Raw genomic sequence first — 14629 nt, 5'->3', positions numbered from 1 at the left:
TGTATTGTTTTTATTTAAGCTATTTTCATTAATCCGGCTTATTGCATTTTTAACTCAATAAATAAAATGTACTTTTAATATTTATTCATAATTTCACAATCAACCCATTTGCGCCTAAAATATTATATCCTGTTTTTTACACTGCCACTCCTTTGCGGCAGGCTTTGGGCGCAGGTTAACAAGTCAAAACAACTTTACTACCATATCAGCGAAAAAGATGGCTTGGCTGATAATATGGTAAACAGTTTTTTTCAGGATAGCCGGGGTATCATGTGGATGGGCACACAAAATGGCCTTAACCGGTTTGATGGCTCTGAACTAAAAACATGGCGCCCGGGCGACCAGCCATCAAACGACCAACTTTTAAGCAGCCAGATAAATGCTATTACCGAGGATGTGATGCATCGGATATGGATGGCTACCTCTAACGGCCTTTCCGTTATCGACCCGGGTACCGAAAAAATACATTCGTGGCAATACGATGGCGATAACCGGATGCGCAGCCTTGCTTTTGACGGTGTTAAACTATGGATAGCCACCGGCGACGGATTGCTCCTGTTTGATACGCGGCAAAAAACATTCAGGCATTTTTTAAACGAAACGGCAGGCAAATCCACTAATACCAGCCGGTTGAACAATGAATGCAATGCGTTGCTTTTAGATTCAAAGAAAAGGCTTTGGCTCGCCACCGTAAATGGCCTCTGGTTGTTTGACACCACAAAACTCACCTATGAGCAATACGACAGCCCTAAAAACGACCCTCAATATGATGGGATGGTGAATACTATATTTGAAGACCATGGAGGCAAAATATGGACAGGCTGCTGGAGCGGCGGGTTAAAACAGGTAATTCCTGAAAACCGCACTGTCATTAACTTTAATGATCTGGCGGGAATACCTGCCCATATTATGAGTATTGTTGAACAGCGCGATGAAAACAAAGAATACCATTTATGGCTGAGCGAATACCTGACCGAGTTTAACCAAAAAGATTTAAAAACCGAGCAGCATGATCTGAAACCGATTCCTGAAGCGGCCTCGCTTGAACCGCGATGCATTTATGTGTCGCGGGATAACCTGTTATGGATCTCAACGGTAAAAGGCGTTTTTATACTTGACCCTAAACGGCAGATCTTTAAACATTATTTTATTGCGGGGCAAAATAGTATTACCAACCAAAATCCGGCACTTTTGGAGCAAAACGGGCTCCTATGGATGGGCGGAGATACTAAATTAAAACTGGAAGTATTTGACGATCAGTTTCACCTGCTAAAAAATTACACCCACGCTATACAAAATACAACGGGTTTTAACGAACCCGGTATTGCTACAATGAATATTACACCATACCGGCAAAACAGCCTGCTGCTTGCAACAACCGCGGGCATCTTAAAACTGGATACCAAAACCAATAAAATATCGGTAATATGCAAAACAGTTGGGGATAGCACGAAAAAAATATCCGGGTTTATTAACAACGTGCTTAGCAGCAAGCATGGCTTGTGGTGTTTTCCGTGGCGCCGGGGGATTTGGCGATTTGACAGCACCGCTAAAAAATTTAAACCTTTGATTGAAACATTGCCCGATGCGTACGGAAAGCCAAAGGGGATAAATGTGGAGGACGCCGTAAGCGATAGCATGGGAAATATATGGATGGCTGATCTTGATTATGGCGTGGTAAAATATAATGCGTCAACTAAAAAATTCCAACGAATCGTAAACAAAGATATCACGCCTTATTCCCGCGCAGTTAATATCATCTATATCAAAAACGACATTTGGTTGATTGACAACGTCGCGGTGGTAGCCATTAATACGCTAACCGGAAAAACCAGCAGTTGGCCACTGCCGGCCGGAATGAATAAACGTGTGTATTATTATACCGATGACAGGAATGGGAATATCTGGATAGCCAGCCGTACCGGCTTAGTGGTATTTAATACGGCCAACCACAGTTTTAACCAGTACACCGAAGAAGACGGCCTGATCAATAATGATATGGACGGTACAATAAAAAAAGTATCGGGCGGATTGATGGTCTATACCGGCGAAAACTATATCACTAGCTTTAAGCCTACTGAACTGCTGAGAACCCCTGCTAAAAAGAAGTTATTGCTAACCGGAATAATTGCAGATGACACCAGTTTAAATGTGAGCAGCCTGAAAAATATAATTGTACCTGCAGGTATTGAAAAAATTACCTTTAAATGGGCATTGCTTAATTATACCAACCCCTTGCAAAACAGGTATTACAATAAACTTGAAAAAATTGATAAAGAGTGGAACTACACCGGCAATAAAGGGCATATTGAATATAATCACCTGCCGCCGGGGCGTTATATTTTCAGGTTTAAGGCTGTTACAGCAGATGGCCTGGCCGGCGATGAAAAATTAGTGGCCTTTACCATTGAGCCTAAATTTTACCAAACGATTTGGTTTGTCTGTTTACTGATCGTCGTGCTGATCCTGGTGATATTATTGATCATACAAAATGTCAGGCTGCGGGAGCAAAAAAAATCAGCCTTGCAATTACAGCTTTCCGCACTGGAAATGAAAGCCCTCCGCGCACAAATGAACCCGCATTTTATTTTTAACGCGCTTAATTCCATTCAGGAGTGCATCATCACCAAAAATACTGATACGGCGTACACCTATCTTTCAAACTTTTCAAAACTGGTAAGGATGATACTTGAAAATTCAGAAAAACAATTTATAACACTGGCTGACGAGATCGAAACCCTAAGGTTATATCTTTCGATAGAAAAATTGCGTTTCGACAGCTCGTTTGAATATAGGATAGATATCGGCCCTAAACTGGACACTTCATTCGTTAATATTCCGGCAATGATCATCCAGCCATTTGTTGAAAATGCCCTTTGGCATGGCCTGATCCGTAAAAAAGGCGAAAAAAAACTTACCTTATGTTTCGATCAGAAAAATGGTAATTTGGAATGCATCATAACAGACAATGGGGTTGGCCGAAACCTGACAGCAGAAGCCAATACAAACACACAAATAAAAAAACATTCAATGGGGGTAAAAATTACAGAGGAAAGGCTGCAATTATTGGAAAAAGAAGCAAGCATTACCGTTAACGATTTAAAAGACGCGAATGGAAACGCTTGCGGAACCGAAGTAATTATCATCATTCCATTAGAATTTTAATACTGATGAAAGCGATTATTGTTGATGACGAGCCAAAGGGCAGAAACATCCTGCTGCAATTATTAACGCAGCATTTTCCGCAAATAAAAGTAGTGGCTACGGCTGCAGATGCCGACGAAGGGATCAGGCGTATTGACGCATGGAAGCCTGACGTGGTGTTTTTAGACGTTGAAATGCCCGGTAAAAACGGGTTCGATATGTTAAAGGAACTCGGTACCATTGATTTTATGATCATTTTTGTTTCGGCACATAATCATTACGCGCTCAATGCTATTAAGCTATCCGCAATTGATTTTTTATTGAAACCGATTGACCTTGACGACCTTGGCAAGGCTATACAGCGTTTAAATAGCCAGCCTGTACATTCTGTACAGCAAGTACCACACTTACTGCAACAGTTACAACAATCCAAAAGCAGGTTTGACAAAATTGCTATAGCATCGGCTACTGCTATTGAGTTTGTGAACATCAATGACATTGTTTACTGCAAAGCCGATAATGCTTATACCGAAGTTTATTTGAACAATACCGTTATTACCTCCACCAAAAACCTTAAGGATTTCGATGATCTTTTATCACCCCATTTCTTTTTCAGGGTGCATCATTCATACCTTATCAATATGAATCACATCAAAAAATACATAAAGGGCGAAGGCGGTAGCGTGATTATGCGCAATGATGTTGAAATAGAAGTAAGCCGCCGGCGCAAAAGTGCATTCCTTGAACTGCTTTCGTCAATATAGCAACCACTTATAAAGCCATAAACGCCAGTTACTAAAGAAGGTACAAACCGCAGAATCTATTTTTCACTTTTATGCTACTAAAAAACATGAAAATGAAAAAGTTGGTGATCATTATTGCCTTAAGCGCTGTTACCGGCATAGGTTATGCACAGGTAATTGACAAACCCAAAGATGTTGCGGCAGATGACGCAGCAAGCCGGGTAAACAGCAATGAAAACAGTACAATTGATAATGGATTGGGTAAAGTGGAAGGCGCTATAAAAGGACTTTTCAAAAAAAAGAAAAAACCCGCTGACTCAAGCTACACAGTTAAAAGAAGTGAACCGGGCCTAAACAACAGCGCCCCTGCTACAACAGGCGCGTCATTTGCGGCATATAATAACTACGATTTTGTACCGGGTGACCAAATTGTTTTTTATGACGATTTTGCCGACGACCAGAACGGCGAATTTCCCGCACATTGGAACCTGGGAAGCGGCCAAGCGGTAATGAATACCATTGGCACCGTAAAAGCCATTTTATTGACCGACGGAAATTATGCACATGTAAGCCCGCTGATCAAGTCGCCATCCTATTTAAGTGACCCTTTTACTATCGAGTTTGATAGTTACTCAACCGGCGGGTATCAGCCTCATCTATACTTTTATAGTTCAAATGCCAGCGCAACTGCTGCCAGCGGGGTATTGGGCGAATTGGCCATAGGCGACCACAATGGCTGGGGTGGCATTGAATACAAAGGCGAAACCATTGACCTGCAAGGCAATTTTCCGGCGGATATAACAGGAGAAAGATATTTAAACAAATGGCACCACATAGCCATTGCCTACAAAAAGAACCAGATAAAGGTTTATGTTGATCAGTATCGCGTATTGGTGGTACCAAATGTTGGGATAGCGCCACACGCCATTGACATTGAAGGTATAGGCGATGCTAAAGCCCCGATTGTTATTGCAAACTTTCGCATTGCTAATGGCGGCGGGATGAACATGCTGGGTAAAAAATTTACCGATGCAAAGATCATCACCCATGGGATCAACTTTGATGTGGATAAAGCTACCATCAAACCCGAAAGCATGGGTACGCTCAATATGATCGCAGGCGTATTGCGTGATAACCCGGACGTTAAGTTTGAAATTGACGGGCATACGGACAATACCGGCACGCCCCAGCATAACCTTACCCTATCCAAACAACGGGCAGATGCAGTGATGAACCGGCTGATCACAATGGGTGTTGATGCATCGCGCCTTTCGTCAAAAGGTTTTGGCGACAGCAAACCTATTGGCGATAACATGACTATTGAAGGTAAAGCCAATAACCGCAGGGTTGAATTTGTAAAACAATAATTTTAAAACGACGGTAAGTCACATTGCAACGACTTCCATTTTCGGGTTATGGTGAAAGAAAACTAAATACCAGCTCAGTTAAAAAGACATATAAGCAAAAAATGAAAAAAATTTTATTGGTTTGTTTAATTATTAACTGCATCCAGTTTATCGCTAGCGGGCAAGAAAGGCCATTGAGGCAGGATGAGATCACCTGGTTTAATAACCTTTACCCGGTTTTATATAACGCCATACCCCATGAATACCAGGACTGGAAAGCGGTAGGCGATGGAAAAGATTTTGATGTGATCAAATATTTTTGTCCTGTTGAATATGCCGATAATAGCTGCCGCGGGAAATGCCCTGTTTCATTGGGCAAGGGCGATCCCTATTCCCTGAATTATAAAATAGAGTTCAGCATGCCGTCTGAGCAGAGCGATGGCCTCGCGGGTTCCGCTTATAAATCTATTACAGATTTTAACAATGCTACCCAGATTGCTGCCGCGCTTAAAAGTACTGCAAAATCAAAGCTGTCTATCCAGGTAATGGTCAATATCTCTTCAGGAGGTTCGGGCGCGTTTCTTTTAAGCTATTGCTCCAAAAGCCCGCCTGAAAAAATCACTTTACCTATCCCTGCTACCCTTGCATTAATAGGTATACATTCTGATGGATGCCCCTTCATGTCAGATGGCAGGCCAGACATGTCTCCGGGCGATGCCTATTATGATAATGCCATCATCTTCCTGGGCAAACCGGTTGCGGGCCAAACAGCGGATGACAGGCACGACGGGCAAGTACGCACACGATATGCTATCGCCTTTGATAAATCAAAAATCGGTGTACCTGTAACCCAGAACATTGTGGTACAAATAAAAGGCGATGCCGCTGATATTAACGCGGCAATAAAATTGATCGACTGGAAGAAACTATACTACCTCATAGGAAAATAAATTAGTTAGGGTTGATACTGCAAACGGCCGGGGAAACCCGGCCTTGCAGTTGATTTGATGATCCCCACCAACCCACCTGCGTCCGGTTACCTTTTTGCTGGCAGGCTAACTTATTTTAAGTTTTGCCCCCCAATCGCGATAATTTTCTTTATCTTCATTTTTTTAACATACTATTAATGAAACCTGATTACATATTTTGGGTGGCCGTGGCGGCTTACGCATTCCATATTCTGGAAGAATATAGCTATGACTGGAAAACCTGGTCGCAAAAAATAATGAAACTTGATGTGGACTGGAATACATTTTATGTGATGAATATCGCGATTTTGTTATTAGGATTTTCATGCGCCGAAGTTGGCTGGGCACATCCAACATTCAGCCTTGTTTTTCCGGCGGCGATGCTGGTGAATGCCATGATATTTCATATTATCCCTTATGTGCGTTCTAAAAGGCAGTTTTCTCCGGGTATGTTTACAGCAATATTCCTGTTTTTACCCATCGGTTTAGGCAGTTATAACGTTGCTATGGACCTGGGCGTACACACAAAAGCACTGGTGATCTCCGGTGTATGCGGCGCGCTCGTAATGGCTTTCCCGGTCTTCCTGCTCAAAACAAAAAACCTCGATTTTTTTAAGCCGTAAGGCTCCGGTTAAAGAACAAAAACAAGTCCTATAAAACCCTGCATTCCTGTATTAACCAGCTTAATACGAGAAATGCAGGGTTTCTTATTATCCACCCAAACTGGCAATGGTTCTGAATCGTAACAAATACCTGATTTTTAGCGTACAAGGCTACGATAGTTTATCCCGCTTTGCCAAATTTTTTAAAAGCTTTAAAGCGGCTAATAAATAAAACCTGTTTTTATTACAATTTAAGATGATTAAATACATTACATTGATTTGCCTTTTATTGATCCTTAATAGCTTTAAAGGCGGTAATATCCGATCGGGCTTGAAGGGTCCGGACACAGATACATCAAAAGTTGTCATTACAATTTCTCCTGTCAGGCCATTGATTGAAAAAGATATCTATGGTTATTACATGAACTTTGATATCACCATAAAAAATCAAACTACGCACACCATTGAGTTAAGTTCGGTAGAGGCGTCAGTAATGGACAAAACAGGCAAACTGGTTTTAAGAAAATTCATGAACAGCAACGGGAAGGCACCCGGGATTGACCTGCTTGTTTATACTACCATTAAACCCGGTGAAACAGTGAATGTTTTTAACCCATTCCATACTTTTCCGCCTGATTTGACAATAGCATCTGTTAAATATGGTTTCTTTTTTAATTATGCTGATACCCAGCAGCAAATAGATATGAATAAGAAAAGGCTGCCGGTTGATTTTGACGCCTCAGTTATAAAAGTAATAACCCCACAGGTATACGTAGCTAAAAACGATTATTTTTTGCCATTAAAGGGCAAAATAATTGTTTGGGATGGTCATGATTTTTATTCCCGTAATCGCCGGTCGACGGATATAGCCGACGCTAAGGTGAAAGAAATAACCTCCAATTCAAGCCGTTACGCCTACGACCTGATGAATGTGGATGGTAATGGCTCGATGTACGGTGGCTCGCCCTATAAAAAAGAAAACTGGTACAGCTACGGAAAACCTGTTTATGTTCCGTTGGATGGGAAGATCGTCGCTATACAAAATAGCATTCCCGATAATGAATATGATGGCAAAACCATTAAATCACCCAAATCAGCGTCGACCATTGATCCTGAGGGCATGGGCAACTATGTAATTATTCAACACGCCAACGGCGAGTACAGCATGCTTTTGGCACCTGGAAGCAGGAAGCTTAAAAGTAAGGCCCGGGCAAATGGTTAAGGAAGGTGATGAACTCGGCTCGGTTGGTTTTTCGGGCCGGTCCATGTATCCGCATTTGCACTATTCGGTAACCAACGGCTCAAAGGAGCTGGCGTCAGAAGGGTTGCCAAACTATTTCAATAACTACAAACTTTACCGCGGAAATGTCACTGTAAACATCAAAAGAAGCCGTATTGACAGCGGCGATATTGTTGAATCGGCCCATTAATTGGGTGATTGATTAAGTTTATTTAAGTCCGAAAGTCCGAAAGAAAACCCTGGCAACTTAATTAACTAAATCAACTCAATCAACTTAACTAACCCATAACTTACGGTTATCCCCCATCGCATTTAATGATAAAAAATACAGTATAATACACTGCATCTTTGTGCTATCAAATAATCACAGGTTATGGATAGCCAACATCAACTCGCCCGGCAAACTGATTTTTTTATCAATATTAATAACAATGGGCGCAAGCTTTTATTTATTATTTGCGCAGTGTTTTGTATCACGCCCTATGCCAGCCCTGCAGTAGCGCTTTTACTCGGGCTTATTATTGCCCAATCAACCGGGCACCCTTATTTGCATTTAAATCATAAAGCCACTCATATTTTGTTGCAAGCCTCGGTAGTAGGTCTTGGCTTTGGCATGAACGTTCATGTGGCACTACAGGCTGGTAAAGAAGGCGTATTGTTTACCATCGCATCCATCAGCGGGACCTTATTGGCCGGTTACTTTTTAGGTAAATGGCTAAAAACAGGAAAAAAAACCTCATTCCTTATTTCAGCTGGTACAGCAATTTGCGGGGGCAGCGCTATCGCTGCTATTTCGCCTGTTATCAAAGCCGAAGAAAAACAAATATCTGTGGCTTTGGGCTGTGTGTTCATTTTGAATTCCGTCGCGCTGTTTATTTTTCCGGTAATAGGACATCATCTGAATTTATCCCAAACCCAATTTGGTTTATGGTGCGCCATCGCCATTCACGATACCAGCTCGGTTGTTGGCGCGGCAGGCAAGTACGGCGCGCATGCGTTAGAGGTAGCCACAACAGTAAAACTGGCAAGGGCCTTGTGGATAGTGCCGGTCACTTTTATTTCATCGTATGTATTTAAAAACGGCCGGGGCAGGGCAAGTGTCCCCTATTTTATTGGCCTTTTTATTGTTGCTTTAATTGCCAATACCTATTTACCTGCGGTAAAATTGTTAAGCCCATATTTAGTTTTGATCGCGAAGGCAGGGTTGACCCTTACGCTTTTCCTGATCGGCGCGGGGCTTTCGCGGAAGGTGATCGCATCCGTTGGATTTAAACCATTGCTGCAAGGCGTATTTTTATGGATAGCCATATCTGGGGGGGCCTTATATGCGGTAATGCACCTGGCATAATGATTAAAAATAAAGACGCAAAAACAAAAAGCATCGCCGGGATAAATGGCGATGCTTTTTGTTTGCGAATAGTTGGATCGCAATCATTCCGAAATGATAAACTCCTTTGCACCGTCTTCATCATAAACATGCACATCCTTTGTTACGGTTTGATGATCGGCGATAACCTCAATTTTATAGTCGCCGTTGTCCAGTTGGTTAAGGATATAACCCTTCTCCATTTCCTTATAGGCCGGCATGGCGTCTTTAAAAATTACGTTTCCGTCCTGGTCAGATATCATTACAATAGCCTTGGCTGCCGAGGCAGACTGCACTTTAATATCAACACCCTGATGTGAGGGCAGTGCAGAAAAGCTGATCTTATCGTCTGCAGGTACCGTGCCTTTAGCTGGATTTGCTGCAAAAACGCTTACACTTGCCAATACTAATAATGCGGTTAATTTGATTGATTTTTTATGATCTTTTTATTTTAAATGTTTTTAAATTGTTGTTTTTTTTATTTGACAGAACAAAGTAACAGCAACTTTAATCCCTGAAAAAATGAAATAGACTACCAGCTTTTATATATAGACCAACACAACAAACCAATCGTTTAACTCTGTAATTGCTTAATAATAAGCTAAATATATTTTTAATCGCTTAAAAACAGGCCCTTATAGATGTAATCCGGCTGTTCATAGATAAAAGCGCAAAAAATAACAATTAATTAACCCACCCATCTTTTAAAAGCTGGTAATTTTGCATCTATTCGCACAATATGTTACAGTTGAAAAAAATCTTATTGTTACCACTATTGCTTGTTGCGGTAACCGCCTCAGCGCAAAACAGGACCAGGAAAGCAGTCTTCATTATCGTTGACGGCATACCTGCCGATGTCATTGAAAAACTAAACACGCCAAACCTCAGGCTTATCGAAACACAGGGTGCCTATATGAGGGCCTATGTTGGCGGCGAAAAGGGCGGGTATTCGCAAACGCCTACAATTTCGGCCAATGGGTATAACAGTTTATTAACAGGCACGTGGGTAAATAAGCATAACGTTTGGGGTAACGAAATTAAAGCGCCTGATTATAATTACTGGACCATTTTCAGGTTGTTTAAAAATGCCTGGCCAAACAAAACAACAGGTATATTTTCCAGCTGGACAGATAACCGCACCAAACTGCTTGGCGAGGGCCTGCCACAAACCGGCAATTTAAAAATTGACTATGCTTACGATGGTTATGAACTGGATACGATAAAATTCAAGCATGATAAAGCGGGCTTGTATATGCATTTAATTGACGAACAGGTAGCCAACTCAGCTGCCGCCTGCATTAAAGATAAAGCACCCGACCTGAGCTGGGTGTACCTGGAATATACTGATGACATGGGCCATCGTTACGGCGACAGCCCCCAAACCTATGAAGCGGTGGAGATGGCTGACAAACAAATTGGGCGGATCTGGGCGGCTATCCAATACCGCCAAAAACACAACAACGAGGATTGGCTCATATTTATCACCACCGACCATGGCCGGGATGAACAAAGCGGCAAAAATCACGGCGGGCAATCTGCCAGGCAACGTACCACCTGGATGGTTACCAACTACAACGCGCTGAATGAGTATGCAAGGTATTTTACGCCCGGCATTATTGATATCACACCCACAATAGCTAACTTTTTTGAGGTGAAAATCCCCGGGGCCCAATTGCGCGAAATAGATGGCAGTTCTTTGATCGGACCGGTATCTATCGCGATGCCCCAGGTAAACTATATCCAGGGTGATCTGGATGTTACCTGGAAGGCGCTTGATAAAAAAGGCAAGGTGAAAATTTGGGTAGCCTCGACTAATAATTTTAAAGACGGCAACCCCGACAATTACCAAATGCTTGCCGAAGTTCCCGTGGCGGATCAGCATGCGCTGGTATCCGTTAAGAACCTACCGTCCAACTTTTATAAAGTTTACCTCGAGGCTCCTTATAATTCCGTTAACCGCTGGTTTGTTATTTCAAAATAATAACTTTAAAACACACATTTCAAGGCCAATATCGCGGCCATCATATCGGCCGGGGGGCATTCGTTGCAACCGCCAATCTTATTTTAGGTTTGCCCCCTGGCCTGCCATTAATTTATGCCTGAGATCAAGTGCCACCGCGCGGACATTTAATCACATACCTTTTATTAAACGTTTACAGTGTTAATTTTTAACCAATACCACGATACTGCTATTGTCTACCCCAAACTTTTTAGCAATAGCTTTTAGGACTGTACCTTTTTTAATTGTGAATGGGTGTTTATACTCGTTTTCGTCAACAAATGCAGGGGTTAGGCCGCCTGTTGTGTAATAAATTTTGGTTCCTGGTGTAGCGCACGTTAGTGTTACGGTATTCCCTTTTAAATGAAATTGCGGTTTCGTTACAATACCCACATATTTTGTAGTACGGGCATCATGGATTTCGCCTTTCCAGTTCATCCCGAAACCAAAATCATAGGTATGGCCATCGGCATCGGTATAACAGATCATATCATGCGGGATATCCTCATTCTGCACTTCAACCGTTTGCATATTGGCCGGCATCTGGAAAGGCAGCAAACCGGATGGTTCGGCAGCGCCCGTTAAAATATCAAGGATCGCCTGGTTTTGCACGCCAAAACCTGCCACTATCGCGTTAGCGTCTTTTTCAAACTCGGCCAGTACCGCAGGTTTTGATAAAGTGATGGCAACGATCACCGGTTTCCCATTCATCGCCTTTTTGGTTTCTTCAATGGTTTTTAAATCATTATAGTTTGCTGCCGTAATAGATTTGCCTTTATAGCTGCGGTTAGTAATGCCGGGCTCAACCGGGTCGCCGGCGGCGATACTTTGAGCGCGGGCATCAGTTGCTGTATATGCGCCATATTGCAGCGTGATGGGCACATAACCGTTACCGCCATTTTTCAGATCATCCGAATCATAACCTGCACCGCCGCTTGGGCTGCTTACGAAAACGATGGCATAATCAGCTTTGGCCGGATCATTCGTTACATTAAAATATTTACTGATCAGGCTGGCCTGTACAGCATCTTCCCATCTTTCTTTTGATGGTGGCCCAAAAAATCCCTTCACCGATGGAAAGTATTTTTTTGGCATGTATATAGTTTTACTCTTTTGCAGTGGCAGCACATTATCGTGGTTCTTTAACATTACTATTGATTTCAGCTGCGCATTGTACCCGGCGGTCATAAATTCAGGTTTGCCGACAGTTTGTTTGGTATTTTCCACATCCAGGTAGGGGTTTTCAAAAAGGCCAACCCTGAAGATATTTTTTAACAGCCTTACTGCAGACTGTTCAAACCTGGCCCGCATAAACGCTTCGCCATGTTCCTTTACCCCCATATTATAGGCTTCAATTACCGGCCCGGCGTCGTTATTTCCGCCAAACTGATCAACCCCGGCCATTAATATTTTATAATGGCGCTGGGCAACGGTAGCTGTTTCCATTCCCCATGATTTTCCTAAAAAAGTATCGGGTGTTTTGCCTTCGTCGGCGGTTACCATCCAGTCGGTACAAATCACACCGTCGTACCCGTATTTACCGCGCAGCAGGTCGGTAATTAAATATTTGCTATAGCTGTTGCCCGCATTGCCCTGCTTATCCCTGTTGTACGAAATAGTATAATAAGGCATAACTGCCGATACCATTTTTGTTTTGCCTGATAGTTTTAACGCTCCGTCCACAAATGCGACCAGGTGTTCGTCAAAATTATTGCCCGGGTAAACGGCAAATTTGCCATACGCAAAGTGCGCGTCACGGCCACCTTCTTCAGGGCCGCCGCTTGGCCAATGCTTCATCATGGCGTTTACGCTGTTATAACCCCAACCGTCTTTTATCTCGGCGTCTCCTGTTGAGGTTTGAAAACCATCAACATAGGCCCTTGCCATATCAGCATCAAGCTGCGGATCCTCGCCAAATGTACCATTGATACGCGCCCAACGTGGCTCCGATCCCAAATCGATCTGCGGCGATAAAGCCGTGGCTATCCCCAGCGCCCGGTATTCTTGTGCAGCTATGCTGCCAAATTGCCGGGTTACTACAGGGTCGAAAGTAGCTGCAAGTCCCAGTTCATCGGGCCATTGCGAAATAGTTCCACCTGCCCCTGCGGTATATTCAAAACCGGTATTTGCGCTGTGCCGCGGGTCTGAACTGTTATTAGCCGGGATACCAAACCCCGAACCTTCCACCAGGGCCTGCACATTGTTGTTCCAGCGGGCCGCCACGGCCGGCGATTGTACCGAGGTGACCAGCACATGTCTTAAGTTATCTTTGATTAAAAAGCTTTTTTGCTGATCGGATACGTCCGCCGGATCAATACCACCTTCATTAAATCTCTTCCCGTTATAGGTGCCCGCACCAAAAGGCCCGCCCGACATGGCCGGAATAGCCTGGTGGGCGCTGTACAACATCAACCCTGCTATCTGGTCGATAGAAAGCTGTGCAGCAAGGTCCTTCGCACGCTCATCAACCGGCAGGCGCCAGTCTTCATATTTATCCAGCTTGCCGTTTTTATTCAGGTCCTTAAATGCCAGGCCATCCACAGTTAAGATTTTTACGCCCGACTTAGTGGAATACCCCAGCGTTGGCCCGCCGGCATTTTTTACCAAAACAATACCTGAAGAGTCCGCAGGCCTGGAAAACCATTTTTTTGATGGATCAAAATGACTGGCTGCCGACATACTGGCTAATAATGCCACAACAATTGCCGCTGCAGAAAAGTAAAGAATTGGAGATGAGTTAAAGATCTTCTTCATAAATAAATACAGGAATACACATTAATAATTGGTGGTTATTAAACAGGCTTATAATTGATAATGAGGTCAGTTGGCTCATTGTGTTTTATCGACACAATTAAAGGTAAATATATAAACATTTACATTAATTTCTAATCGATTAGCGGCGAAGAATTATAGATGGAAAGGCATTTTTGGGCGATGAAAGTCTGTGCCATTGATTAAATGATTGTTGTGCTATACCTTAAGCTAAGAATCAGGCAATTTCCAATCCACGCTGATATGACTTAAGAACAGTACCCTGATATAAATATCGCAATGAGGAATAGAATTGAATATTTTTTTTATACCTATGTAACATCCTAATTATAAAACACTTCATAAATTTATAAACGACATTAACAATCTGGTAGCCTATTTTAAACAAAACAACAATCGCATTATTGATAAATTGTATCATTACTTTTACATTTACGAGCGCCATTTTA

General features: G+C 42.7%; 11 protein-coding genes. 9 read left to right on the top strand and 2 right to left on the bottom strand.

Going from position 1 to position 14629, the window contains the following annotated elements:
- The first annotated feature begins 108 nt into the window (after positions 1-108).
- The 8 genes from QZY09_RS17215 to QZY09_RS17180 all read left to right on the top strand — a co-directional run bounded on the left by QZY09_RS17215 (position 109) and on the right by QZY09_RS17180 (position 9391).
- The gene (locus tag QZY09_RS17215) at positions 109-3165 is read left to right on the top strand and encodes a sensor histidine kinase (protein WP_295674365.1); all 3057 of its coding nucleotides are present in this window, start codon (positions 109-111) and stop codon (positions 3163-3165) included.
- 5 nt (positions 3166-3170) lie between these two features.
- Complete coding sequence (locus tag QZY09_RS17210) at positions 3171-3908, top strand: LytTR family DNA-binding domain-containing protein (RefSeq protein WP_295674363.1); 738 nt, start codon at positions 3171-3173, stop codon at positions 3906-3908.
- Between the two features lie 92 nt (positions 3909-4000).
- Positions 4001-5254 carry an OmpA family protein gene (locus tag QZY09_RS17205; protein WP_295674362.1) on the top strand — a complete coding sequence of 418 codons (1254 nt, stop codon included), beginning with the start codon at positions 4001-4003 and terminating at the stop codon, positions 5252-5254.
- Positions 5255-5355: 101 nt separating this feature from the next.
- Positions 5356-6183 carry a hypothetical protein gene (locus QZY09_RS17200; protein ID WP_295674360.1) on the top strand — a complete coding sequence of 276 codons (828 nt, stop codon included), beginning with the start codon at positions 5356-5358 and terminating at the stop codon, positions 6181-6183.
- Positions 6184-6359: 176 nt separating this feature from the next.
- Positions 6360-6824, top strand: coding sequence for an HXXEE domain-containing protein (locus QZY09_RS17195; protein ID WP_295674358.1), 465 nt, complete (start codon positions 6360-6362; stop codon positions 6822-6824).
- Positions 6825-7059: 235 nt separating this feature from the next.
- Complete coding sequence (locus tag QZY09_RS17190; RefSeq protein ID WP_295674356.1) at positions 7060-8025, top strand: hypothetical protein; 966 nt, start codon at positions 7060-7062, stop codon at positions 8023-8025.
- Complete coding sequence (locus QZY09_RS17185; protein WP_295674355.1) at positions 8018-8233, top strand: hypothetical protein; 216 nt, start codon at positions 8018-8020, stop codon at positions 8231-8233. Before QZY09_RS17190 ends, QZY09_RS17185 begins: the two co-directional genes overlap by 8 nt.
- 183 nt (positions 8234-8416) lie before the next feature.
- Complete coding sequence (locus QZY09_RS17180; RefSeq protein ID WP_295674352.1) at positions 8417-9391, top strand: putative sulfate exporter family transporter; 975 nt, start codon at positions 8417-8419, stop codon at positions 9389-9391.
- An 83-nt stretch (positions 9392-9474) separates the two neighbouring features.
- On the opposite strand, the gene QZY09_RS17175 is transcribed toward QZY09_RS17180, so the two are convergent.
- Entirely contained in the window at positions 9475-9813 is a 339-nt protein-coding gene (locus QZY09_RS17175) for a hypothetical protein (RefSeq protein WP_295674351.1), read from the bottom strand.
- A gap of 335 nt (positions 9814-10148) precedes the next feature.
- Between QZY09_RS17175 and QZY09_RS17170 the strand changes: the two genes are divergently transcribed.
- Entirely contained in the window at positions 10149-11390 is a 1242-nt protein-coding gene (locus tag QZY09_RS17170; protein ID WP_295674349.1) for an alkaline phosphatase family protein, read from the top strand.
- Between the two features lie 180 nt (positions 11391-11570).
- Here QZY09_RS17170 and QZY09_RS17165 read toward each other — a convergent pair whose 3' ends face one another.
- Positions 11571-14162: a glycoside hydrolase family 3 N-terminal domain-containing protein gene (locus QZY09_RS17165; RefSeq protein ID WP_295674346.1), complete on the bottom strand. Its 2592-nt coding sequence runs from the start codon at positions 14160-14162 to the stop codon at positions 11571-11573.
- Positions 14163-14629: the final 467 nt, after the last annotated feature.

Origin of the sequence: uncultured Mucilaginibacter sp. (genome assembly GCF_903913935.1) — a bacterium.
Lineage (GTDB): Bacteria > Bacteroidota > Bacteroidia > Sphingobacteriales > Sphingobacteriaceae > Mucilaginibacter.
The sequence above is the reverse complement of the archived record's forward strand: the minus strand, read 5'-3'. Positions and strand labels throughout refer to the sequence as shown.